20 protein-coding genes (1 of these 20 cut by a window edge) are annotated in these 23,032 nt (G+C 56.9%); 12 read left to right on the top strand and 8 right to left on the bottom strand.

The window, feature by feature from the left end:
* Window positions 1-127 precede the first annotated feature (127 nt).
* Complete coding sequence (locus RRF56_RS03510; protein WP_317036242.1) at window positions 128-1,822, top strand: mechanosensitive ion channel family protein; 1,695 nt, start codon at window positions 128-130, stop codon at window positions 1,820-1,822.
* Between the two features lie 383 nt (window positions 1,823-2,205).
* On the opposite strand, the gene RRF56_RS03505 is transcribed toward RRF56_RS03510, so the two are convergent.
* Both RRF56_RS03505 and RRF56_RS03500 read right to left on the bottom strand, forming a co-directional pair.
* Window positions 2,206-2,490, bottom strand: coding sequence for a hypothetical protein (locus RRF56_RS03505; RefSeq protein WP_317036241.1), 285 nt, complete (start codon window positions 2,488-2,490; stop codon window positions 2,206-2,208).
* A 260-nt stretch (window positions 2,491-2,750) separates the two neighbouring features.
* The gene (locus tag RRF56_RS03500) at window positions 2,751-3,362 is read right to left on the bottom strand and encodes an Npun_F5749 family FMN-dependent PPOX-type flavoprotein (protein WP_317036240.1); all 612 of its coding nucleotides are present in this window, start codon (window positions 3,360-3,362) and stop codon (window positions 2,751-2,753) included.
* Window positions 3,363-3,461: 99 nt separating this feature from the next.
* On the opposite strand from RRF56_RS03500, the gene RRF56_RS03495 reads away from it, so the two are divergent.
* Together RRF56_RS03495 and RRF56_RS03490 are read left to right on the top strand one after the other, a co-directional pair.
* On the top strand, window positions 3,462-4,589 hold the full coding sequence (locus RRF56_RS03495; RefSeq protein ID WP_317036239.1) for a calcium/sodium antiporter: 1,128 nt from the start codon (window positions 3,462-3,464) through the stop codon (window positions 4,587-4,589).
* A 30-nt stretch (window positions 4,590-4,619) separates the two neighbouring features.
* Window positions 4,620-6,209 (top strand): Hsp70 family protein, encoded by a 1,590-nt coding sequence (locus tag RRF56_RS03490; protein ID WP_317036238.1) that lies wholly within the window; start codon window positions 4,620-4,622, stop codon window positions 6,207-6,209.
* Window positions 6,210-6,254: 45 nt separating this feature from the next.
* Here the strand turns inward: RRF56_RS03490 and RRF56_RS03485 are convergent, their stop codons facing one another.
* Entirely contained in the window at window positions 6,255-6,434 is a 180-nt protein-coding gene (locus tag RRF56_RS03485; protein ID WP_317036237.1) for a DUF1328 domain-containing protein, read from the bottom strand.
* A gap of 284 nt (window positions 6,435-6,718) precedes the next feature.
* On the opposite strand from RRF56_RS03485, the gene pyrC reads away from it, so the two are divergent.
* Window positions 6,719-7,747 (top strand): dihydroorotase, encoded by a 1,029-nt coding sequence (gene pyrC, locus RRF56_RS03480; protein ID WP_317036236.1) that lies wholly within the window; start codon window positions 6,719-6,721, stop codon window positions 7,745-7,747.
* Window positions 7,748-8,141: 394 nt separating this feature from the next.
* The gene (locus RRF56_RS03475) at window positions 8,142-8,699 is read left to right on the top strand and encodes a tetratricopeptide repeat protein (RefSeq protein WP_317036235.1); all 558 of its coding nucleotides are present in this window, start codon (window positions 8,142-8,144) and stop codon (window positions 8,697-8,699) included.
* Window positions 8,700-8,980: 281 nt separating this feature from the next.
* On the opposite strand, the gene RRF56_RS03470 is transcribed toward RRF56_RS03475, so the two are convergent.
* Window positions 8,981-10,297: a S41 family peptidase gene (locus RRF56_RS03470; RefSeq protein ID WP_317036234.1), complete on the bottom strand. Its 1,317-nt coding sequence runs from the start codon at window positions 10,295-10,297 to the stop codon at window positions 8,981-8,983.
* Window positions 10,298-10,750: 453 nt separating this feature from the next.
* Between RRF56_RS03470 and trmFO the strand changes: the two genes are divergently transcribed.
* The 3 genes from trmFO to RRF56_RS03455 all read left to right on the top strand — a co-directional run bounded on the left by trmFO (window position 10,751) and on the right by RRF56_RS03455 (window position 13,328).
* Window positions 10,751-12,136, top strand: coding sequence for an FADH(2)-oxidizing methylenetetrahydrofolate--tRNA-(uracil(54)-C(5))-methyltransferase TrmFO (gene trmFO / locus RRF56_RS03465; RefSeq protein ID WP_317036233.1), 1,386 nt, complete (start codon window positions 10,751-10,753; stop codon window positions 12,134-12,136).
* Window positions 12,137-12,298: 162 nt separating this feature from the next.
* Window positions 12,299-12,544 carry a hypothetical protein gene (locus tag RRF56_RS03460; protein ID WP_317036232.1) on the top strand — a complete coding sequence of 82 codons (246 nt, stop codon included), beginning with the start codon at window positions 12,299-12,301 and terminating at the stop codon, window positions 12,542-12,544.
* 115 nt (window positions 12,545-12,659) lie between these two features.
* Window positions 12,660-13,328 (top strand): PD-(D/E)XK nuclease family protein, encoded by a 669-nt coding sequence (locus RRF56_RS03455; RefSeq protein WP_317036231.1) that lies wholly within the window; start codon window positions 12,660-12,662, stop codon window positions 13,326-13,328.
* Between the two features lie 51 nt (window positions 13,329-13,379).
* Here RRF56_RS03455 and RRF56_RS03450 read toward each other — a convergent pair whose 3' ends face one another.
* The 3 genes from RRF56_RS03450 to RRF56_RS03440 all read right to left on the bottom strand — a co-directional run bounded on the left by RRF56_RS03450 (window position 13,380) and on the right by RRF56_RS03440 (window position 16,448).
* Complete coding sequence (locus tag RRF56_RS03450; RefSeq protein WP_317036230.1) at window positions 13,380-14,570, bottom strand: benzoate/H(+) symporter BenE family transporter; 1,191 nt, start codon at window positions 14,568-14,570, stop codon at window positions 13,380-13,382.
* 68 nt (window positions 14,571-14,638) lie between these two features.
* Window positions 14,639-15,844, bottom strand: coding sequence for an ATP-dependent 6-phosphofructokinase (locus tag RRF56_RS03445; RefSeq protein ID WP_317036229.1), 1,206 nt, complete (start codon window positions 15,842-15,844; stop codon window positions 14,639-14,641).
* A 127-nt stretch (window positions 15,845-15,971) separates the two neighbouring features.
* Window positions 15,972-16,448 carry a hypothetical protein gene (locus tag RRF56_RS03440; protein ID WP_317036228.1) on the bottom strand — a complete coding sequence of 159 codons (477 nt, stop codon included), beginning with the start codon at window positions 16,446-16,448 and terminating at the stop codon, window positions 15,972-15,974.
* A 346-nt stretch (window positions 16,449-16,794) separates the two neighbouring features.
* On the opposite strand from RRF56_RS03440, the gene RRF56_RS03435 reads away from it, so the two are divergent.
* From RRF56_RS03435 to RRF56_RS26335, 3 genes are all read left to right on the top strand, one after another.
* Window positions 16,795-17,817 carry a spore photoproduct lyase family protein gene (locus RRF56_RS03435; RefSeq protein ID WP_410510567.1) on the top strand — a complete coding sequence of 341 codons (1,023 nt, stop codon included), beginning with the start codon at window positions 16,795-16,797 and terminating at the stop codon, window positions 17,815-17,817.
* Window positions 17,818-17,994: 177 nt separating this feature from the next.
* Window positions 17,995-19,059 (top strand): hypothetical protein, encoded by a 1,065-nt coding sequence (locus tag RRF56_RS03430; RefSeq protein WP_317036226.1) that lies wholly within the window; start codon window positions 17,995-17,997, stop codon window positions 19,057-19,059.
* A gap of 243 nt (window positions 19,060-19,302) precedes the next feature.
* Window positions 19,303-19,833, top strand: coding sequence for an REP-associated tyrosine transposase (locus RRF56_RS26335; RefSeq protein ID WP_410510528.1), 531 nt, complete (start codon window positions 19,303-19,305; stop codon window positions 19,831-19,833).
* 637 nt (window positions 19,834-20,470) lie between these two features.
* On the opposite strand, the gene RRF56_RS03425 is transcribed toward RRF56_RS26335, so the two are convergent.
* Window positions 20,471-22,591: an NACHT domain-containing protein gene (locus RRF56_RS03425; protein WP_317036225.1), complete on the bottom strand. Its 2,121-nt coding sequence runs from the start codon at window positions 22,589-22,591 to the stop codon at window positions 20,471-20,473.
* Window positions 22,592-22,790: 199 nt separating this feature from the next.
* Between RRF56_RS03425 and RRF56_RS03420 the strand changes: the two genes are divergently transcribed.
* On the top strand, window positions 22,791-23,032 hold the start of the coding sequence (locus tag RRF56_RS03420) for a DUF389 domain-containing protein (protein WP_317036224.1). The gene runs 853 nt beyond the window's last position; 242 of the gene's 1,095 nt are visible here — the first part of the coding sequence; its start codon is at window positions 22,791-22,793; its stop codon lies beyond the right edge, outside the window.

Genomic DNA, 23,032 nt, shown 5'->3' with positions numbered 1-23,032 from the left:
AGTTAAGTTATGGCTGAAGTTTACCTTCAGCGTCATTATGCTTAGTCCTCGCCGTTGGCTCCAAGCTCTACGCCGGGTTATTTTGGTCGGTCTAACCCTCATAACCGTTCTCCTATTCAGCCCAGCCATGGCTGCCACCAGCGTAGTGGCCCAATTTTTTCCCCTACCAACCCCTGAGGGCAGTAGTGAAATCCTCCCTGTCGATGTCGAACGGCGGGGTACTCTCGAATCAGCTGGCGTACAACTCGATGGGCAAGTCCTCTTCCGCATTGCCTCTCCCATGGTGGTAAATCGGGCTGAGGTAGGTACGCAGATGCCGGTGGAGGTGCGCGCCAGACAGATCGAATCCAACTTACAGCGTCTGTTTCCTGATCGTGGTGCGACATCTGCCCAGCTAGACCCAGAGACCCTCCAGGTCGTGATTGAGCCAATTGACAACTACCCCGTCCTGTTTGTCAGAGATGCAGGCTTGGCCGAAGCTAGGGTATTGCTGACCGTGACCAACACCGATGCTCAATACCATGCCACGAGCGAAACGCTGCTGGCCGAGCAGTGGCAAAGCATTTTAGACCAAGAGCTGCGCCAGGCCCTGATGCTGCGGCAGCCCGAGGTAATGCAACAACAGCTCATGACAACGGTGCAGGTGCTGGCTGCGACCCTAGGGTTGACCTTAGTACTGTGGCTGATTCGTCTACAGTTGGGGCGCTACCAAAACCGCCTGTACCAACGCAAAGCTGCCGAGTCTGCCCTATTTGAAGCCCATCATCAAACCAGAAACAACGCGTCTGCCCCTGACCAAACATCGCCCTTAGGTCAGGGGGCCTACTATCATTTCCAGCTAGAACGACAGCTACACGGCGTGCGCCTGGTGCGCTGGCTACTGTTCTGGGGCACAGCTTCGCTCTGGGCTTTGGCCACAGCCTACAGCTTAAATCTGTTTCCCCAAACCCGTCAATTTGCCAGAACAATTGTCTTGGCCCCGGTGGTGATTTTGTTCACCTGGTTTGTCGTGGGGCTGATCGACAAGCTAATTGATCTTGGCGTCGATCGCTTTATTCAAAAATTTGCCAAGGGCCAGCCGCTGACCTCCACCAACCTCCAGCGCATCAACACCATTGCCCAGGTGATCAAGGGGGTCAAAATGGTGGTGGTTTATATCGTGGGCCTGATCTGGGTTTTGCAGTGGCTCAACCTCATACCAGGATCGGTGCTGGCCCTGGGCACCCTAGTGGCCCTGGTGATTTCGTTTGCGGCCCAAAACCTAGTTAAAGATCTGGTCAACGGGTTTTTAATCTTGATCGAAGACCAGTTTCGCATTGGTGACGTGGTGATCATTGGCGATATCGACGGATTTGTAGAAAATCTCAACCTGCGGATCACCCAGCTACGCAACCCCCAGGGACAGCTAATTACTCTACCCAATAGCTCCATTACCCACGTCAGAAACCTGACCCGTCACTGGTCGCGGGCGACGCTCGATTTTGAAGTCGCCTACAACACCGATATCAACCGCGCCCTGGCGGTGGTGCGAGAAACTGCCGACCAGATGGCCCAAGACCCCCAGTGGCAGCCGTTGATTCTCGATACCCATGAGTTTTTTGGGGTGCAGCAAATCTCTCACACCGGCATCGTGATCCAGATCTGGATTAAAACTATTCCGCTCAAGCAGTGGCTGGTGTCAATGGAATTTCGGCGGCGGGTCAAAATCGCTTTTGATCAACATCACATTCAAATTGGTGCCCCTCGGCAGATTTGGCTACAAGAAGATCCCCAGGCCCTCGGCCCGGCTCAGCAACAGTTCTATAGCTCTTCAGGAGACTAAAGGATTCTACAAATTTTGTATGGTCACCCCCGATTTAACCGGGCGAAAGCTGCAAAGCCGACAGCTAGGCTGTGCGCCCTGCTGAATCGGGGCTAGCCCAGCAGGATCCTCCAAGAAAATCCAAAAAGCCGCGCTCTGTATCAAAATACAGAGCGCGGCAAAGGTTAAAGAACAAATCGGGTCATCCCCTCAGGGGCAAGCAATGATGAATGGGTTTTGATCTACCGTTAGCAATCGGGTCGCTGGAGGGATAGTGCCAACGGTGCCCTTACCCATACCTGAAATGTCTCGGTCTTGATTGCCCCCAAAAAGTTGATTGGCGGAGGTGATTTGCTCTAGGTTACGACCTCGGCGATCGCACCTTTAAGCGCAAAACCCCTCGATTATTCGTTGGCTTCTATGCAGGCTGCTAGCTCCTCCTGGTAGTAAGGGGCCAATTCATCCACGTCTGATTCGCTTAGCTCATCTAATCCTTCAGCTTCTCCAATAGCCACAAACCAGCAGGCACAGGCTTCCGGCGAAATACCTTCTGCGTCACAGCGCTCAATCATCGCATCGTCCATGGTCACGGTTTGAGCCACGGATGCTTTAGGAACCAGCATTCCCACTCCAAGCACCAAGCCTAGACCCAACGACGCTGCCATTCCCAGGGCTTTTGGTTTAATCATCTCAAACTCCTAAAGGTAATCAATGGAGATAAAAATCCGCTGACCGCCTGAAGGCATTGTTGCCATTCAGCCTGTACAACCGGAATACAGCCCAGCAGCCCAGTCGCCTGCTCTGCTAAACAGAACTGTGCTTTCAGTATTCCCCAAGTATAAAAAAGCTATCATTACCCCTGGAAGCTAAGCCAAATTGCGGAGAGGCCTCCCTTCAGGGGTGGTAGTAGGGTAGTGCTGCCAGCTAGCTATAGCAGAGACATTAACTATCAAGGGTTCACAGCGTCTACCTGCCAAGTCTCAACCGGGTGACGAGTATAAATCGTGCGGGTTTGGGGGTCGCCACGCAGTTCGAGATGGTCAACGCGCTCGGGTGTGAGCAGCACCAGGCAAAACTCAGCGGGGGGAGTCTCACCAGCGTCGCGGGGCGCAAAGTCGGCCTCGGGCTCGCGGGGCTGGGCGGGATGGGGCCAATAAAACTGCTGGCGGGCGTTGTCAGAGAGAGAGTCCCACGCCCTTTGCCGATCGCCCATGAGATCGGCATTCGCATCGGCGGCACCCACTACCTGAATAGGGCCAGCCAGGCGAAACTGCTCGCGGGTGGAGGTGAAATACCAGCAGGCCTCGGCCCAGGGGTGAGCCACAATATCGGCCACCTTGGCGCTGCGCTGATCGGTGACCAGGGTCAGGGTGTTGCGATCGGGCAGCCAGCCCCGAAAGACCACGGTGCGGTTGGTGGGACGGCCTGCTGCGGTAACGGTGGCAAGCTGAAAGTAGCGACTGTCGGGGCGGCTGCGGTTGCGGTGCAGGGCGCGGGCCAGGGGGCTACGCCAGGGGGCCAGGGCAGCGGCTTTCAACAGAGATGGATCAGAATCAGACATACTAGAGGTTGGCCTTAACGGGGTTAAGCACCCGCCTGCCTTAAGCGGGGGGCCACTTTTCACCTTTAAGTAGAGCGTTTAGCGAGTGAGCTTGCAAGTATGACCGTTGCCATCCTATTGCTGATTGCGGGTGGGGGGCTATTGCTGGTGGGGGCCGAGTCGCTGGTGCGGGGCGCGTCTAAACTGGCCGGGCTGCTAGGAATTTCGCCGCTGATTATTGGCCTAACCATTGTCGCCTACGGAACTAGCGCCCCAGAGATGGCCGTGAGTGTGCAGTCTAGCCTAGCGGGCCAGGGTGACATTGCCCTAGGCAACGTGATCGGCAGCAACATTTTCAACGTGCTGGTGATTTTGGGGCTGTCGTCCTTGTTGGCCCCGCTGCCGGTGGCCCAGCAGCTGATTCGGCTCGATGTGCCAATTATGGTGGGTATTTCGGCGCTGCTGCTGTTGTTTTCTCTAGACCAGCTGCTGCAACCGAGCGACGGCATTATCTTGCTGATTGGGGGCCTGGTTTACACTCTATTTTTGATCTACCAAAGTCGCCGCGAAACCAATGCCGAGGTGCAGTCAGAATACGATCGCGAGTATGGCCCCACGCCCCCGGGCAAATGGACTTGGATCACTAACCTGGCCTACATGGGGTTGGGGCTGGTGGCGTTGGTGTGGGGGTCGCAGTGGTTTGTCACGGGCGCGGTGAGCATTGCCCAGGCCCTCGGGGTGAGCCAATTGGTCATTGGCCTGACGATTGTGGCAGCAGGAACGTCATTACCGGAACTGGCGACCTCGGCGGTGGCCACCTTTCGGGGAGAGCGTGACATTGCAGTGGGCAACGTCGTCGGCAGCAACATTTTCAACATTTTGACTGTGCTGGGGGTGACGGCGGTGTCGTCGGGGACGGGCATCAGCATTCCCAACTCGGTGCTGTATTTTGACTTGCCGGTGATGGTGGCGGTAGCGCTGGCTTGTCTGCCCATTTTTCTGACCGGCAATGTGATTACCCGCTGGGAGGGGGGGCTGTTTACCGGCTACTACGTCGCCTACGTCACCTACCTGATCTTGAGGGCGGCAGACCATGCCCAGCTGGGGCTCTATAGCCAAGTCATGCTGCTGTTTGTGATTCCCCTTACGGTGTTGACGCTGGCGCTGGTGGTGGTTAAATCTTGGCCAGCCGATCGCCGGGACCCAGAGCAGGAGAAACAGCTGCCGGGTGATCCCCACTCCCGATAGGATAGGAAGCACTGTCGTTTTTCTGCCCCCATGGCCTTAGCGGTTGATTTTGGCACCAGCAATACCGTCGTCGCTCGTTGGAACCCAGTCACAGAAAGCCCAGAGACCCTAGCCCTGCCGGGGCTGAGCGTGAGCTTGGCGACGGTGCCGCCCCTAGTGCCGAGCCTGATCTATGTAGAGCAGCCCGCTGCTGGTGGCGTGATGGTGGGGCAGATGGTGCGCGATCGCGGCCTCGATATTGCCGCTGATCCCCGCTTTTTTGCCAATATTAAGCGCGGCATTGGCACGCCGCTGCAAGGGTTTCTGCCCGATATTGACGGCACAACTCTCTCCTTTGAGCAGTTGGGGGAGTGGTTTCTGCGATCGCTGCTCACCCAGGTGCGGGCCGTAGCGGGAGACGACGACAGCCTGGTGCTGACGGTGCCTGTCGATAGCTTTGAGGCCTACCGCCTGTGGCTGGGGGATGTGGCTGCTGCCCTAGATTTTAAAGAAGTGCGGCTGATCGATGAGCCGACGGCGGCGGCCCTGGGCTACGGATTAACGGGGGAGCAAACCCTGCTGGTGCTCGACTTTGGCGGCGGCACTCTCGATTGGTCGTTGGTGCGGCTGGTGGCCCCGGCCCAGAAAAAGCCGACGGGCTTTTTGCTCAAGTGGCGGGGCCAGGGAGCCGAGCAAACCAGCGCTCAAAAGCCAGAGGTGGCACGGGTGCTGGCCAAGGCGGGCGAAAACCTGGGCGGAGCCGACATTGACCAGTGGTTAGTAGAGCATTTCGCCACTCAAGGAGTGCCCGGCGGAGCGGTGGTGCAGCGCCTGGCAGAGCGGCTAAAAATTGCCCTGTCTAACCAACTGGAGGCGGCAGAAGCCTACTTTGACGACGAAACCTTTGACACCTACGACTTGGCCCTGAGCCGCGACCAGTTTGAAGCCATTTTGAGCGAAAACCAGTTTTTTGAGCGGTTAGAAAAGGGACTCAGCCAGGTATTGCAGCAGGGGCAACGCCAGGGCCTGGGGGCCGACGCCATTGATGCGGTGCTGCTGGTGGGGGGCACGGCGCAGATTCCAGCGGTGCAGCGGTGGGTGACGGAGCGGTTTGGAGCCGAGAAGGTAAGGTGCGATCGCCCCTTTGAAGCCGTCGCCCAGGGGGCGTTGCAAATTGCCCAGGGCTTAGCGGTCGAAGACTTTCTCTACCATAGCTATGGCATGCGCTACTGGGATCGGCGCAACAACCGCCACGGCTGGCACTCGATTTTGCCCCAGGGGCAGCCCTACCCGATGAGTGCGCCTGTAGAAATTACTCTAGGCGCTTCGGTGGAAAAGCAGCCGAGTATTGAGCTGATTGTCGGTGAGCTGGGGGCAGCCAGCACCCAGACCGAGGTGTACTTTGAAAACGGTCGGCTGGTGACGCGGCAGCTCGGCGGCGATTCCCCCTCGGTGCAACCCCTCAACGATCGCGAGGGAGCCCGCACGATCGCTCAGCTCGACCCGCCGGGGTTTCCGGGCAGCGATCGGGTGCGGGTGCTGTTTCAAGTAGACAGCGATCGGCTGCTGCGCATTACGGTAGAAGATATTCTTACCGGCAATACGCTGCTGGATAATGAGGCTGTGGTGCGGCTGAGCTAGGCCTTGGGGGGTATAGGTTTGAGCGTTGCCCAGCAGGATTTAAGCTCAGGTGGCGAGGCCTACGCCCAATACCACCATCACAAACAAAATCAGAGCGATCACCAGAAAAATACCAAACAGAACGCGGGCGATAGTGGCGGCTCCTCGGGCAATGCCGGTAAACCCCAACGCTCCGGCAATAACGGCTACAACTAAGGCAATAATGGCCCAGGTCAGTAAATCCATCGGAATTCTCCCGTAGGCGACTCCTCAAAACTAGATCGCCGCCCTAGTTCTGTCCTCTACCTTTCGAGAGAAGCCTCTTGCTAGCGAATTAGGCCGATCGAAGGGGCGATCGCATCGTCTAACGCCGTTATAGCCATGATCATCTGGGTTAGAACATCCAGAAGCCCTGAGAACGTGTGAACGTTCAAACGTTCTTAAGGGAGAGGTCTTAACCAGGCTGGCCACAGCTATATTAGTTCGACAATCTCAATTTATTTAGGCTTAAACAATGGAATGATGAACCTATGGAAACGCTGACGATTACTCGACCCGACGATTGGCACCTGCATCTGCGCGACGGTGCGGCCCTGAATGCGGTACTGCCCCACACGGTGCGGCAATTTTCTCGCGCCATTGTCATGCCCAATTTGAAGCCCCCGGTGCGCTCGGTGGCTGAGGCGGCGGCTTACCGCGATCGCATTCTGGCGGCGGTGCCAGCGGGCCAGCCGTTTGAGCCGTTGATGACTCTCTACCTCACTGACAACACCGACCCCGAAGAGATTGTGGCGGCCAAGGCGGCTGAGTTTGTCAAAGCCGTGAAGTATTACCCCGCTGGGGCGACGACCAATTCAGACTCTGGCGTCACCGAGATCAGCAAGTGCGATCGCGTCTTTGAGGCGATGCAGCAGGTTGATATGCCGCTGTTGCTCCACGGTGAAGTCACCGATTCAGCGGTGGATATGTTCGATCGCGAGAAAGTGTTTATTGAGAAACACTTGATGCCCCTAAAGCAGCGATTCCCGCAATTGCGGGTGGTGTTAGAGCACATTACTACCGCCGATGCGGTGGAGTTTGTCTTGGCGACCGACAACATCGCCGCGACGATCACTCCCCAGCATCTGTTGTTTAACCGCAATAGTTTGTTTCAAGGAGGCCTGCGGCCCCACTACTACTGCCTGCCCATTTTGAAGCGCGAGACCCACCGGCAGGCACTTTTGCAGGCGGCGACCTCAGGCAATCCCAAGTTTTTTCTGGGCACCGATAGCGCCCCCCATCCCCGTAATGGCAAAGAAAGCGCCTGTGGCTGCGCGGGGTGTTTTTCGGCGTTGCACGCGATGGAACTGTACGCGGAGGCGTTTGAGAGTGTTGACGCCCTCGATAAACTGGAGGCGTTTGCCAGCTTTTATGGGCCAGACTTTTACCAGCTGCCGCGCAATGGCGATCGCATTACCCTGAGCAAAACGACCTGGCGGATTCCCGATGAGCTGCCCTTTGTCGATGCTGGCCTGGTGCCGCTGCGGGCCGGGGAAACGATGACTTGGAAGATGCTCTGACACTAGCCCCAGTAATGTAGCAAGAGAGCGTTTCCCAGCTTCGTGGGTAACGATGCTGACGGTCTGGGGAAACACAATGCGGTGGGCATAGGTGGCGTCTTTCACTCCCAACGGGCGATTGATAGTGACTATATCCTGCTTGGCTACTCCCGGTTCAGCCGGGCGCATGGCGTGCGCCCCTGCGGGTTGGCCGTTTGGGAGGCGGGGTATGGAATTCGGATTCGGTATTAGCTTAAGGGCGAGCTGTGGCATTGCCATGGCGGCAGTATGACAACCTAGCCCGTTTTCAGCTCTGCAATATCGCTGAAATGCTCCTGACACACCGTTGCCACATCGGGTCATTAACGTTAGTCACCAAATCAATCGCTTCTCTCACTCAAAAAGGACAAACGCTATGGAAACGTGCGTTCGAGATCGCCAAATTCTGCCCACTGGCCACCGTCCGCCCCGCCCGATTCCCGCCCTTGACTACGAAACCGAGGCCCGGCACCACCGCGAACGGGGCAAACTCCTCCTAGAGATGGGCCGCTATCGTGAGGCGCTAGCGCAGTTTAGGCAAGCTCTGACGGTTCATCCCCACGATGCTGAGAGCTGGTCTAGCCGCGCTGATGCCCTGGCTTGCCTGGGCCTCTACGATGACGCCTTGCAAAGTCTGGAGCAGGCCCAGGAATTGGCTGGGTTGGCCGATCCTCGGTTTTGGGTGCAAAAGGCGGTGCTGTTCATCTTGCTCAACCAACCCGAGGCGGCACTCACCTGTTGCAATCAGGCCCTCTGGCGATCGCCCAGCCACCGTCAGGCCTGGCTTTTTCGCAGCGTGGCCCTGCACCGTTTGGGGCAGTTTCAGGCCGCTTACCGCAGCTACCAGCGGGTGTCACAGCCTGGCCTCTCGTCTCCGGCTGAGTCCATCCGGCAGCTTTGCCATGACCTGGCCCCTCATCACCAGGCTAGTTAGCTTTATTCAGCGCGAATTTGAGGGGATACCAAATCCTACTTGGCTACTCCCGATTCCGCTGGGCGAACGGCCGTTCGCCCCTGCGGTTTCATCCTGAATCCTGAACGAATACCTCCGATTTGTAGGGGCGTAGCATGCTACGCCCCTACGGGGTTCCTGGATTATGAACCGGGGTTTACCAAATCGGATGTGGTATCAGGTGTCAGGTTCTAGGTCTGCTATGAACCTGACACCTGACCCCCTCAACGTTTAGAGTCTGTCACAATCAGCTTGGTCAAGTGCTAGCGGCGTGCCTGGGTTGACGATCTAGCCGCAATCGCCCCTCGCAGTTGGTCAATTGCCACCACGTACTGACTATCTTGCTCAGTGCCGATGCGATCGGGGTGCATCCACAGCTCTCGCTGGGCGGCTTCGGGTGACTCGGCCACTAGGTCGGGCGTAATGCCTTTGTGGTTGATGTCGGCCCCGGAAGGAGTGTAGTAGTGGGCGATGGTGACATTCAGGCCCGAGCCATCCCGCAGGCGGTTGACCGACTGCACCAGGGCTTTGCCAAAGGTCTGCGTGCCCACCACTGTAGCCCGGCGATCGTCTTGCAGCGCCCCGGTGAGCACCTCGCTAGCACTGGCTGAGTTGCCGTTGACCAACACCACCAACGGTTTGTCGGTCAGAGCGGTATGGTTGGCGCTGACCGCTTCGGCCTGGCCAGCCCGATCTACGGTGCGCACGATCGGACCCTCATCGATCCACATGCGGGCGATCGCGATCGCCTGCCCTAAAATTCCCCCTGGATTGTTGCGCAGATCGAGCACATAGCCCTCGACCTGCTGCTGCTCCAGGTTTTTGATCGCCCGCTCCATCTGTTCGGCAGACTGAGCATTAAACTCGCTCAGGCGTAGGTAGCCAATGCGCTGCCCCTCGGTTTCTCGCAGGGCTGAGGTGACCACCGGCAGGTCAATACGGGCGCGGGTGAGGGTAACGGCAAAGGGGGCCGTATCGTTGCGCTGCATTAGCAACTCTACCGTCGTGCCCGCTTCACCGCGAATTTGGCTGGCGGCGGCCTCTACGGTCATACCCTGGGTCGAGGCACCATTGATCTGCAAGATACGATCCCCCGACTGCACGTTGGCGGCCATGGCCGGAGAGCCTTCAATGGGCTGCACCACCATCAGCGCTTCGGTATCGGGTTCAAGGGCAAGGCGCATGCCCACTCCCACCAACTGCCCACTGGTCTGACTCGAAAACGCCTGAAACTCCTCCGGTGTCATAAACCGGGTGTAAGGGTCATTGAGCTTCGCCAGCACGTCCTCCAGCGCTGCGTAGGCCGCATCCGGAGAGGTGTATTCCTGACCCAGCAGTGACTGCCGCTCTTGCATCCAGTCTATCTGGTTAAAATTGGGGTCAACGTAGGAGCGATGGACGATTTGCCAAGCTTCGTCTAAAACGCTCTTGGGGCTATCTTGCCAGGTAGCCCAGGCGGCTGTAGTGAGAACGGGTAGCCCAACCAGGGTCAGCGTTGAGGTGAGGGCCAGGGCTTTTTGGGCGGGTGACCAGGCGGCAATTTTAGACATGAGGGCCAAAGGGTGGCGAAGTTGAGGCATAGCACAGCAGCAGGTTTAGAGTACTAGCCACAGAACGGTAGGAAGCTGAAACCAGCGCGTATCGGCATCTCCAGGATGCCAAGGCAGAGGGTCTGCTGCCGCCGGGTCAGACCCTATAGTCTGTAGATAGCCTTGAGCGTAACCGAGCCCTATGGCAGACCTGTGACAGAGGTTTGACGATCCCGTGGTGGATCGGCTTAGGCAGCCCACTGTGGGGTTGGGTGCCACCGTGCCCCAAGAACATCTAGGTTGTTCGAGTCCACAGCCTACCTTTTGTCCAGGTTTGCCATTGAAATTTGCCACAGTGAGCCTGTGTTTCTGTGCAGATGTTAATCCTGATCACTTTCAATACCCTCCGCCAGACCCATCGTTGCCTGCACGATAGAAGTACTGCAACGCCTTCAATCGGCTAGAATCGTTATCCTAGAAAAGCTGAATTTTGAGGGCTACGCAGTGCAAACCCCAGACCCCATTCATGTGATCGGCGGCGGGCTGGCCGGTACCGAGGCCGCCTGGCAGATTGCCCAGGCCGGGGTGCCCGTGGTGCTGCACGAAATGCGCCCCCACAAAACCTCCCCGGCCCACCACAGCGAGCACGTCGCCGAACTGGTGTGCAGCAACTCCTTTGGGGCAATGTCGAGCGATCGCGCCTCGGGCCTGCTCCACGAAGAACTGCGGCAGCTAGGCTCAGTGGTCATCGGCAAGGCCGACCAGCACCAGGTACCGGCGGGGGGTGCCCTGGCGGTCGATCGCGGCATCTTTAGCCAAGATCTCACCGCAACCCTAGAGCAGCACCCGCTAATCGAGCTGCGCCGAGATGAAGTAACCCGCATTCCCGACGATGGCATTACCGTGCTGACCACTGGCCCCCTCACCAGCGAAGCCCTATCGGTAGACCTAGAGCGGTTCACGGGCCAGGGCTACATGAGCTTTTTCGACGCCGCCAGCCCAATTGTGGTGGGTGAAAGCATTGACCAGTCGGTGGCCTTTATGGCCTCGCGCTACGATCGCGGGGAAGCCGCCTACCTCAACTGCCCCATGAATAAGGAGCAGTACCTGCACTTTTGGACTGAGCTGTGCAACGCGGAGCAGGCCGAGCTTAAGGACTTTGAGCGCGAGACGGCAAAATTCTTTGAAGCCTGTCTGCCCATCGAAGAAATGGCGCGGCGCGGCGAAGACACCATGCGCTACGGCCCGCTCAAGCCCGTGGGTCTGTTCGATGCCCGCCTGGGCGACTTTAAAGCCCCCGAGAACAAGAGCAAGAAACCCTACGCCGTGGTGCAGCTGCGCCAGGAAGATAAGGGCGGCCAGCTGTGGAACATGGTGGGCTTTCAGACCAACCTGCGCTGGGGCGAACAGGTACGGGTGTTCCGCCTGATTCCGGGGTTGGAGAAGGCCGAATTTGTGCGGATGGGCGTGATGCACCGCAACACGTTTTTAAATTCGCCCGAGCTGCTGCACGCCACGATGCAATTTAAGGCTCGCTCAACTTTGCTGGCGGCGGGGCAGCTGGTGGGTACCGAGGGCTATACGGCGGCGGTGGCGGGTGGCTGGCTAGCGGGGACAAATGCAGCCCGGCTGGCCTTGGGGCAAGATCCCTTAACCCTGCCTGCAACGATGATGCTGGGGGCGCTGATCGATTTCATTACCTCCGCCGAACCGAAGCACTTTCAGCCGATGCCGCCAAACTTTGGCATTTTGCCGCCCCTGCCGGTAAAAGTGCGGGGCAAAAAAGAGCGCTACGGCCAATACCGCGATCGCGCTTTGCAAGACCTGCACACCTGGGCGGTAGAGCAAACCTTGGAGTTGCACCAACCCAGCCTTAGCCTCTCTGCCTGAGACAATACTGGTCGTTCAATCGACCAGCCTTAGTTAGGCAAATAGTAATACCAAAGCATTTTCTATCGTGAGAAGGGGGGCGATCGCTGAGGGCCTTGATACGATCGACATTGGTTAAGGGAAGATTATAATTAGGTTAATAAAATAAATGGGGGTGACTCAATGACCCAATCTAATTCTTCTAATCGTAACGAAATTGACAATTTTCTCTGCCCCCGCAGTCGCTATTACGGTGAGTTTTCGCCCCAGCAACTCACGTTTAATGCCAATTTGCAGGAATTCGCCCACCGCATTGGCTACATTTCTGGTCTGCAAACCGGCGGCAAGCTTTCACCCGATGAAGCCTACGACCAAATTAAGACGCTTTATAAGCAGTTAAAGCGCAGTAAGAAAGGGCTCAACGTTTAGCGGGTCGCTGGCGATCGCTGCTACACCCCACCCAATCTTGCCCAAAACCCATTGCCGTTGCTCCAAGTGCTCGGCGATGGGTTTTGGCTTTCGTGACGGTATAGGATTTTTGGCTATGGTGCATCGACTTCCTCGCTATGCGGCCAAACGGGTGCGTCGCGATCATAAAATGCTTTACGAGGTTGAGGGCCGCTGTTATCCCGGTGTCACAACCGTGCTGTCGGCCACCAAACCCCAGGAGGCACGAGAAGCGCTTCAGCGCTGGCGGCAGCGGGTGGGCGTTGACGAAGCCCAGCGCATTTCGGGCAACGCGTCTTCGGCGGGCACTCGCTTGCACAAGCAAATTGCCGCCCACCTCAATGGCAAACCGGTCGAAATTTCGGCTGATTTAGCAGGCTATTGGGCCTCGATTCAGTCGGTACTGGCCCAGGTAGAAGAGGTGCTGCTGGTGGAAGGGGCGGTGTGGCACAGGGCGGGGTTTGTGGGCTTTCCCGATGCGCTGGTGATGATTGACGGTGAGTTGTACCTGTGCGACTGGAAGACGGCGCTGCGCCCCAAGCAGCCCCAGTGGTTGGAAGATTATTTTTTGCAGATAGCGGCCTATCGCGCGGCGGCCACTCAGGTGTATGCCGACTTTGGCTTAGAGGTACAAAAGGGGCTGGTGGCGATCGCCCTGGCTGACCAGCCCGCCCAGCGTTTCGAGGTTTCTCTAGCCGAGATGAATGACCACTGGCAGCAATTTCAGCGGCGGTTGCGAGAATTTGAGTATCGACGGCGGCGCTGAGGGGCTGGTTCAGCAATCCTTGGTTCTGTGCCTCAGAGCAAACATGAAGGGTTATGAGTTTAACGATGGGCGCTTGAACTGAAACACGATCAGGGCTAGTAAACCGGCAACTAGCCCCCAAAACGCAGAGCCGATGCCAAAGAGCGTGATGCCCGAAGCGGTGACCAAGAAGGTGATTAGGGCGGGTTCGCGATCGCCTTCGTTTTGCAGGGCGGTAAACAAGCCGTTGCCGATGGTACCAAACAGGGCCAGACCGGCGATCGCCAGCACCAGTTCTGGCGGGAAGGCGGCTAATAGGGCGGCGACGGTAGCGCCAAAAAAGCCGATCAGCAGGTAGAAAAACCCGGCGGCGATCGCCGCTACATAGCGCTTGCCGGGGTCTTCGTGGGCCTCACGCCCCATGCAAATGGCGGCGGTAATGGCGGCCAAATTGAGGGCAAAGGCACCAAATGGGGCGAGCACCACCGTTGCGGCTCCGGTCCAGCCAATGACGGGCGAGATCGGCACGGTGCCATAGCCAGAGGCCCGCAGCACGGCAACCCCCGGCACATTTTGAGAGGCCATCGTGACCACAAACAGCGGTAGAGCCACACCAATCGTCGCCCCGAGCGAAAACTGGGGAACCGTGAAGACGGGCCTAGCCAGTTGCAGGCTCACGCTGTCGAACTGGATCAGGTTTTGCAGCGCTGCGATCGCAATACCAACCCCCAATGCCGCCACTACGGCGTAGCGCGGCTGGGCGCGGCGCATGGCTAAGTAGGTGCAAAACATGGCAAAGGTCATGGCAAATTGGGTCTGCATGGCCGTAAACACATCCAGCCCAAAGCGCAGCAGTACCCCGGCCAGCATTCCTGCTGCCAGCGCCAGGGGAATGCGACTCATCAACCGTTCAAACCAACCGCTAAATCCAGCAAGGGTAATCAGCATTCCCGACAGCAAAAACGCCCCGATCGCCTCGGCCATGGGCACCCCCGTTGCCGAGGTAATCAGCAAGGCCGCCCCCGGTGTAGACCAAGCGGTGACCACTGGCGCACGGTAGCGCAGCGATAGGCCAATGCAGGTCAAGCCCATGCCCAACCCCAAGGCCCACATCCAGGACGCGATTTCGGCGGGGGTGGCACTGAACGCCTGGGCGGCCTGAAACACAATCACCGCTGAACTGGTAAAGCCTACCAGCACGGTGACAAACCCCGCGATGATCGCTGAGAGAGAAACGTCGTTGAAAAAGCCTTTGGCAACCATGGTCTTAGTCGAGACTGCTCAGATTAGACTACAGGGAGCCAGCCTCAACTGTCCTGTGGTGCAGGGGCTTAAACGACTTGCGCTTCCTGCATAACGGCCTTGGGGTCGGGCAGGGTGTCGGGGTCGCCCACATAGATGCCGAGCGATCGGGCCACTTTGACCATGGTGCTATCGGTTTCGACCGGGCTGGGGCAGATGCCGCGCAGGTGGCACTCACGCACGGTGGCAATCACGTCACCTAGGTCTTTAGAGCGCACGCGGCCTGCCTCCCACACCACCAGGCGGTTGTAGCGGCCTTCGGCGATTAGGTCTACGGCTTTGCGGCCAAAGGCTGAGGCCAGCAGGCGATCGCTAGCAGTAGGAATGCCGCTGCGCTGAATGTGGCCCAGCACCATGGCGCGAGTTTCGACCCGGTCCATATCGCAGTAGGCGGTATCGCCGGTTTGGCAGAGGGTGCGGCTGCGCTCGGCGATCGCCGTCGCCAACGATTCGCCAATCAGGTGCTGAGGCTTGCCGTCTTCGCCATGGACACCTTCAGCCACAACCACGAGGGCAAACTTGCGGCCCCGCTGGCGCAGATCGGCAATGTGCTGACAGATCTGAGTAACAACTAGGGGGTTGAGTTCGGGCACCAGCTCAGGAATTAAAATCACATCGGCCCCGCCCGCGATACCGCCGTGGAGGGCCAGGTGCCCGGCGTCGCGGCCCATGACTTCGACCACCATGACGCGATCGTGGCTGGCAGCGGTAAAGGTGAGGTCGTAGAGGGCGCTGTTCACTGTCTGCACAGCGGTATTGAAGCCAATCGATTTTTCGGTAAACGGCACATCATTATCGATGGTCTTGGGAATACCGATCAGGTTCCAGCCGCCGCGCTGGGCTAGGTCGTAGATAATATCGAGGCTGCCGTCGCCACCGATCGCAATTAGCGCATCGAGGTTGAGTTTTTCGTAGCCCGCCAAAATTTTGGCCATTTGGTCAGGCCCGTCGAAGCGGCTTTTGCTGAGCGAGCCCAGAATGGTGCCGCTGAGAAATTGCAGCACATCGAGCCCCTGCAAAATGCCGGGAATGTCGTAGCCGTGGTCGGTGAGCCGCAGGTGGTCGGGGTCGTACTGGCCGTCGGCCACCTGCATAAAGCCATCGGTGCTATAGGGAATGCCAATCACATCCCACCCACGCCGATTGGCGCATTTGACCACCGCTCGAATGACGGCGTTGAGGCCGGGGCAGTCGCCGCCGCTAGTGAGAATGCCAATGCGCTGAGTGGTTGTCATAGAAGGATATCCGAAAGGCTGATCTCCTTAATCCTCAGGCCGATGGAGCCTGAGGAACCGCCACTCTTCAATAGTCTTTAATAGTCTTAACGCAGAATAATCTTCGCTAACGAGAGTGAACTTTTGCTTAATTGCACAGGTCAGTGGTCCAGTCTTCAGAGCCTCGCCCTGGCTGACAGCGGGCCTGTTGTCCGGCCCAGTCGAGCCGCCATTGGTCGCCTTCGGGCACAAACTCTAAGCGATAGCGCATGCCGTTCACCGAGTCGTCGGCCAGGCCGGTTTGGGTGAGTAACACTAGGGCTCCAGCGTCGGTTTCTTCGATCAGGTCTGCGTATTCAGTAAAGTTACCTTCCCCTGGCTCGGTGCTGCCAAATACTGCTAGGGCAATTTGGGTGGGGTCTGTACCCACCGTGCTGTCGTCTTCAGGGACAGGCACTTCGTTGTAGTCGGCGCGATCGCCCACTTCAGTGGTTCCCGGCGCTTGGCCTGGGGCTTCTGTGGTGGGCGGCACCACCTCTGGGGTAGTTGCCCTGGGCTCACAGGCCGCCAGGGTAATCGCTAGCGCACCAGCGGTTAGGGTAGACAGTAAGTACTTGTTAACCATGGGTTTCCTTAGATAAACGCTATTAATGTATCTAAAACAACAGAAATCAGAGTCGTTCGCCAGGATACACGACGACATCGGCCTTTAGCCAGAGCGTCGTTCATCAACTGCAACCCTTCGCTAGAGAAAAAGGGGCGATCGCCCCGTTCCCTCGTCACCGGAACCTGCAATCTGAGTGATGTTTTTGCCCTGAGAAGCTATTTAGGCTGAGGAGAGACTATGGCGTTGCTGTTGTGTCTTGCTGTTCTATTGGCTCCCTGTTTTGACTTACGATTCTGCGATCGCACCTACCCTGCCGGGCACCGAGCCCGCCACCCTGACTACTGCCTACCGCCATCGTCGCTGGCTGCCAGAGCAGGTTTTGTTTACCCCCGCCGCCCTAGATGAACCCTGGGGGCAGCGCATTTTAGAGCGGGTGCAGGCCCACAATCTACCGGTAGACTTTCTCAAGCAAAACCGCCTGAGCGGTCTGCGAGGGGATACCGAGCGCGAGACCTATGCGATCGCCAAGCGCACCCTGGCCGTAGTCACCGCCCCGGCGGGCCAGCTTAAGCTGACGCCGATTCCGCCCTCGGCTGACTGGCAGTTTCACCTGGCCCAGGGCTGCCCGGCCCACTGCCAATACTGCTACCTGGCGGGCAGTTTGCAGGGGCCGCCCGTGATCCGAGTCTATGCCAACCTGCCGCAGATTTTAGACAACCTGAAGCACTACGAGAGCGCTGACCGACTCACCACCTACGAGGTCAGTTGCTACACCGATCCCCTGGGCATTGAGCACCTGACTGGCAGCTTGGCTGAGTGCATTCGCTACTTTGGCGATCGCGATCGTGCCCGCCTGCGCTGGGTGTCAAAGTTTGACTCGGTTGACGACCTGCTAACTCTGCCCCACCGGGGCCACACCCGCTGCCGCTTTAGCATCAATGCCGCTTCGGTATCGCGGCGGCTAGAGGGGGGCACTGCCTCGGTGGCCGAGCGGCTCCAGGCCATTCGCCAGCTGGCGCTGCCGGTAGAGCGGGGCGGCGGCGGCTACCCGGTGGGCTTTGTGATCGCCCCGATTATGCCGATTGAGGGCTGGCAAGACGAGTACAGCCAGCTGCTAGAGGCCGCCGCCAGTGCCCTCGACTTTGACTGCGACCTCACCTTTGAGCTGATTTCCCACCGGTTTACCCCTGGGTCTAAGGGGGTGCTAGAGCAGTGGTACCCCAACAGCAGCCTTGACCTCGACGAGTCAACCCGTACCACCAAGCGCAACAAGTTTGGCGGCACTAAATATGTCTACGACAAAGACACCATGACCGAGCTACGCACCTTTTTTGAATCTGCGATCGCGCGCTGGTTTCCCCAGGGCAAAATCCTCTACTGGACTTAGCCTCGTCGTCGCGTAATCTATCGGTAAGACCGACTGGGCGATCGCAGAGGGTTATAGTTGACTCTCATCAGGCAGAATTGGCCTAGCTGAGCCTCATCTCTGGCTTGCTTGACTGGATTCTGGGCTGGTCGTGGCATGATTTAATGCAGTCCGTGAACCGGAAGGGGTTTATCATCTATGGCTTTACCCTTTGACGCAGCCCCCAGCGAGGCGCGAATTGAGCGATTTTGGCAGCTCTCGGCCAGCTTTGGCATGGAGCGCAATGCCTACCACAACTATTTAAATGAGTTAGTCAGCGATCGCTACGCCCTGATCAAAGGACTGCAACTGTTGCGCGACGAACTGCAATTTGCCGGAGTTAGCCCCACCGATATTCAGGCCTGCGGGGCCGACATGAGTCTGCCCAGCGCGGTGACGACCCTGGCCTACACCAACTGCGGCGATCGCATTCACCAGGGCGAAGCTACCAAGCGCTACCGTGATGTGGTCGCCTCTCGCTTTGCCACCCTGTCAGAAATTGGCGAACTGAAACTGGAGGCGTTTTTTCCCGCCGGGGGCGGCACCGACAATGGCGCGACCTTAGCCCATGTCACTGTGGCCCACGAGCTGGATGAAAAGCTGAAGCGCCGGGTTTATGAGGGCAACCCCCAGTCAATTTCTCTGGTGGCGATCGACCTCAAAACCCACGTGGGCCGCATTCAAGAAGACGGCAAGCAAGTCTACGGCAAAACCCGCGAGTCGCCCTGGCGCGAACCTCGGGCGGCCTGCGGGGCGATCGTCGGAGCGCTGACCCACTACCAGCCTGAGAATTTGATTCACCGCCGCATTCGCAATGACCTGGGGGAGCGCAACTTTCAGTTTTTGTCGAACCAGCAGATTTTGACCGATGAGGGGGTCGATATCACCATGGCGGTGGCGGCGGCGATCGTAGCGATTCGCGGCATTCGCAACACGGCCATGGCTCTAGCCCAGGAGATGGATGAGCGCGGCCTGGGCCACCTCACTGCTAGCACTACAGTGAATCGCCCCTCGCGGGATGACCTGGTGATCTACCTAGCTCGCGCCACGGTGTTTAACGGCAAAATCCGCATTCAGAGCCTGGGCACCGAGGCCAAGCACTACAGCGGCAAGCTGGTGGGCTACGCCGGAGAAAAACGCCTCCAGCTGCGCTACGACGACTGGGATAGCGAGAACGTGCCGGTGGAAGAGATTCCCTACAAAATGAAGTTCTCGGAGTTATAGCGATCGCCCCGATGATGAGCAAAGCGAAGCAAACGTAGGATGGGCAAAGGGCTTTGCCCGTGCCCATCGTTAGGCATTCGTTCCGATGGGCACGCTTCGCTTTGCCCATCCTACGCGGGTATGTTCTTATCCAGAACTTACCTTAGCAAATGTAGGATGGGCAAAGCGAAGCGTGCCCATCATCAAGAGTTAGTAGAAGTGTTCGACCGTGATTGTGATCGGTAATTGGGGATTTCTACCCTTATGGATTACCGACGCTTTTACCAACCTGGGGGCTCATACTTTTTCACAGTCGTTACTGAAAGGCGACAGCCTCTACTGGTTGATCATATTGATCGGCTGCGGGTGGCTTTTAGGCATGGCATGGAGCAATACCCGTTTAGTATTGACGGAATTGTGGTGTTGCCTGACCATTTGCATACCCTATGGCGTTTACCAGACGGAGACGCTGACTTTTCGCGTCGGTGGATGGTAATTAAACGCAAGTTTTCGGCAGGGCTAAAAGCTGAAGTGACCAGTACCTCCCAAAAACTCAAGCGAGAGAAGGGTGTTTGGCAACGGCGATTCTGGGAGCATTGCATCCGAGATGAGGCAGACTGGAATCAGCACATGGACTACATTCACTACAACCCGGTCAAGCATGGGTATTGCACAACACCTGCCGACTGGCCCTATAGCTCTTTCAGGCGATCAGTCGAGTGGGGTCTGTATCCGGCTGATTGGGGAGCAAGTCCTTTGTCAAAACTCCTATGTGACGAGTTGGAGTTTGAGTAATTCGCTAGGGGAATGTGATGGGCACAGGCTTTGCCCTTTGCTACGTTTAATTACTGCGCCTCAAAGAATGGAGATGTTTCTTTTGCTGGCTTCGGGCCAAGGTTGCCATGAACCAGCAAATGTAACAAAAGTAGGATGGGCAAAGCGAAGCGTGCCCATCATCAAGAATTTGAATGCAATGGGCACGGGCTTTGCCCTTTGCCTATCCTACGTTTAATTACTGCGCTTCAAAGAATGGGGATGTTTCTTTTGCTGGCTTTGGGCCAGGGTTGCCATGAACCAGCAAATGTAACAAAAGTAGGATGGGCAAAGCGAAGCGTGCCCATCATCAAGAATTTGAATGTGATGGGCACGGGCTTTGCCCTTTGCCCATCCTACGGATCGCTGCGCTCTGCCCAATCTACCGAGCTGATACTTCTACTGGGTGTAGCCTGTCGTTATTGCAATCAGCGACCTGCTGTGTTGGGAGTGCAGGGCGCGATCGCAGCTTTTACCCTATCACCCCACCATCAGGGCAATGGGCACGGGCTTTGCCCTTTGCCCATCCTACGGATCGCGCGTAATGCTGGCAATTTTGGTTTCGGCCATAGAGTTCACCAGAGGACATAGTGCTTTGATTTTACCGGGTGGCTTTGTATCAGCTGGGGTAGGTGAGCAAGCGATCTTCAAGTTCGGCCCAGGCTTGCTTGGGTATGCGAATGGCAGCCTCCTTGCACCGCAGTAAAAGCTCTGTGGCGTAGAGATAATTTTGTAAGGCTATAGCTTCTTCTAAATCAAACGTCAATGCTTCTCGGGTAAGACCTAGAGCATCTAGCCACAGTGCCTCAAGTTCATCGGCCCAATGCTGCCAAGCCTGATTTGGAGCTTTGAAGGTAGGGGCGATCTTGGACATACGTTTGAGCTCGCTTGGAAGCTGTAAAGATTTAGGGCTGCTGAATATTTCGGTCAATAGGCTGCTGCTGGGAATAGCTCTAACAATGGCTTTGACCCCACTAGCCACAACGTAATCAGCTCTGGCGCTGGCGATGGCGGCAGCAATATCTATGGCAATTGTGATGACGATGTTGATAGAAATGTCGCTAGTGCTGACTCTGGCTATGCTCCTAGCAATAGAGATATTACCAGCAATATCGATAGAAATGGCGCTGGCAATAGCCACTGCTCGTTTGGCAAGAAGACTAAATTGTCCTGATGAATTTACCGTACAGGTATTAGACCAGCGAATCAGTTTTATCAGTCTTACATGCGGTTCAACATAGGCACGCGCTGCCTCTTCAATCGCATGAAGAAGCTGGATTGCTTTATTGCCCTGTAGCCCCGCCACCAGGAAAAACACCTCTCGCCAGCGGCCAGCGGTTAGGTGATGGGCGATCAGTTCAGTGTCTAGACCTTCTTCTTTGATGTGAAAAGCAGTGAGATATTCTTGCAGCGTTAGGTGCGAGAACGAATAGATTTTAGTAGCGCGCTCTACTAAAATGCCCTGCTGGCGCTCGATAGCTCGTAGAACGGCGGCTCCATCCAGGTATTTGGGTGCATCTAGGGTATCAGCCAAAAACTCGCTAATGCGCCGGGTAACGTCGTCTTTGAGAAAGAAAAGCTGATCTTGCTCGAAGCTCTCGTAAGCAATCTGGCCAAGAAGTACCTTTTCTAGATCGGGATGAAAACCCTCGTAAATGGGGTCTTGCTCTAAGCGCTTTTGAGCCGACCATTCCGACAACAAAATATCTAAAGCTTCGCCATATAGAGTGCTGAGTTTGGTTGGCAATACCTGCTTCGAATCATATACTAAGCATAAAAAAGCAAGCAGCAGCGGCGTTTGGGCAAGCTCTTTAGTAGCTTTATGTTCGTCTTTCTGTAGCAGTGCCCAATAGTTATTGGCAACGCCAGCATCTAGGTCTAAGGCTGAACGAAACCAGCGACGAATGAATTGCTCAATCTGCTCGTCGTCTAATTCTGCCAGAGTAACATCAGTAAAGCGCTTGAAGAAGGTGCCATGGCTACCGCGATAGGCGGCAATGCGGCAAGAGGCCACAAAGGCATTGGTGCTGTGGGCATCGACAAATTTCTCGATGTGCTCAACTACGCGGTTGAGGTTTTGGGTGGGCACTTCGTCTAGCCCATCCAGCAGCACTAGCAGTTTGCCCTGGGCCAACGAAGCTTCGGTAAAAGCCTCTGCCTCTGGAAAGCCGCAGGTGGCAAACTCGGCGGCGATCTTTTGCTTGAGGTCAACAGCTTGATTCCGCAATTCCTTTAGCTCAATCAGCACCGGAATGCAGTCTCGCTGAATCTGCCCATTCTTGCGCAGCGCTTCTAGGCCGATTTTGCGCAGGAATGTCGATTTGCCAATACCAGGGCCGCCCAGCACCATCAGGTATTGCTCGGCATTGGCAACCTGAATGCCGTCTTGCCGTGGAGATTCGCTAGACCCAAAGCTACGTCTACCCTTGGCGCGGTAGGTTGCTTCTAAATCATCAACTGCGGCAAAGAATTGAATGCTCTCATCGTCTAGCAGTTTGACAGCGGTGTAAATGTCTTCGAGGGGTAGAGGCTCTTTCATTAGCCCCGGCATGACTTTGACCTGGCATTGGTTGGCTTCGTAGCGCTGCACATAGTTTTGCGCGGCTTCAAAGGCTTTTTGCTTGGCTTGGGTTTCGCTGTAGGCTCCTTTGATCTGGCCAGCCACGGCTCCGCCTGTTTTGATGGCAGTTTCGATCACCGTTTTTGCAATTCCGCCGATCGCACTTTCGAGCAATGCCATGTCTATCTACCCAGGCTAACCTGCGCCAACCCTAGCACGACCTCTAGCCTTGTAAGTTGGGTACCGCTGAGCTTGTGGGCTAGCCGTCCCATCTGTCCACCCTCCAGCGCTGAATCACTTCACCTCAGTTCGCGATAACGCCACCCCCTTTTGCACCGACTGCTAGAGAATGAGCTATATCCATAGCACCTGCAAAGCGATGACCCGGCGATACCGATATCTAAAAATGCTAGCCCGAGTGCGCCGCAAGAAGCGCAAGCTGTGGCTGAGCAACAGCGGTGATTGGCAGTGGTTAGTCAGTAAACCGACATCAGTAGCCAGCCTCAATCGGTTGCTGTGGCGAGAATCAGTACCCTCCCTCAGCTTTTTTGTCATGCTGACCCTATCGGGGGTCATCTCAACGTTAGGGTTACTAGCGGGCAGCACCGCGACCGTGATTGG

This window comes from Nodosilinea sp. E11 (assembly GCF_032813545.1).
In the GTDB taxonomy this organism is placed as follows: Bacteria; Cyanobacteriota; Cyanobacteriia; order Phormidesmidales; family Phormidesmidaceae; genus Nodosilinea.
Note: the sequence above shows the minus strand (reverse complement) of the source record. Positions and strands in the feature narration are given on the sequence as shown.

Excerpts from the sequence above, each read along its gene's own strand:
- RRF56_RS03450 (WP_317036230.1), bottom strand. The coding sequence starts at position 14,570 with ATGGTTGCCAAAGGCTTTTTCAACGACGTTTCTCTCTCAGCGATCATC.
- RRF56_RS03505 (WP_317036241.1), bottom strand. The coding sequence starts at position 2,490 with ATGATTAAACCAAAAGCCCTGGGAATGGCAGCGTCGTTGGGTCTAGGC.
- RRF56_RS03475 (WP_317036235.1), top strand. The coding sequence starts at position 8,142 with ATGGAAACGTGCGTTCGAGATCGCCAAATTCTGCCCACTGGCCACCGT.
- RRF56_RS03455 (WP_317036231.1), top strand. The coding sequence starts at position 12,660 with ATGGTGCATCGACTTCCTCGCTATGCGGCCAAACGGGTGCGTCGCGAT.
- RRF56_RS03440 (WP_317036228.1), bottom strand. The coding sequence starts at position 16,448 with ATGGTTAACAAGTACTTACTGTCTACCCTAACCGCTGGTGCGCTAGCG.
- pyrC (WP_317036236.1), top strand. The coding sequence starts at position 6,719 with ATGGAAACGCTGACGATTACTCGACCCGACGATTGGCACCTGCATCTG.
- RRF56_RS03485 (WP_317036237.1), bottom strand. The coding sequence starts at position 6,434 with ATGGATTTACTGACCTGGGCCATTATTGCCTTAGTTGTAGCCGTTATT.
- RRF56_RS03495 (WP_317036239.1), top strand. The coding sequence starts at position 3,462 with ATGACCGTTGCCATCCTATTGCTGATTGCGGGTGGGGGGCTATTGCTG.
- RRF56_RS03470 (WP_317036234.1), bottom strand. The coding sequence starts at position 10,297 with ATGCCTCAACTTCGCCACCCTTTGGCCCTCATGTCTAAAATTGCCGCC.
- RRF56_RS03445 (WP_317036229.1), bottom strand. The coding sequence starts at position 15,844 with ATGACAACCACTCAGCGCATTGGCATTCTCACTAGCGGCGGCGACTGC.
- RRF56_RS03500 (WP_317036240.1), bottom strand. The coding sequence starts at position 3,362 with ATGTCTGATTCTGATCCATCTCTGTTGAAAGCCGCTGCCCTGGCCCCC.
- RRF56_RS03425 (WP_317036225.1), bottom strand. The coding sequence starts at position 22,591 with ATGGCATTGCTCGAAAGTGCGATCGGCGGAATTGCAAAAACGGTGATC.
- RRF56_RS03510 (WP_317036242.1), top strand. The coding sequence starts at position 128 with ATGGCTGCCACCAGCGTAGTGGCCCAATTTTTTCCCCTACCAACCCCT.
- RRF56_RS03430 (WP_317036226.1), top strand. The coding sequence starts at position 17,995 with ATGGCTTTACCCTTTGACGCAGCCCCCAGCGAGGCGCGAATTGAGCGA.
- RRF56_RS03490 (WP_317036238.1), top strand. The coding sequence starts at position 4,620 with ATGGCCTTAGCGGTTGATTTTGGCACCAGCAATACCGTCGTCGCTCGT.
- RRF56_RS03460 (WP_317036232.1), top strand. The coding sequence starts at position 12,299 with ATGACCCAATCTAATTCTTCTAATCGTAACGAAATTGACAATTTTCTC.
- RRF56_RS26335 (WP_410510528.1), top strand. The coding sequence starts at position 19,303 with ATGGATTACCGACGCTTTTACCAACCTGGGGGCTCATACTTTTTCACA.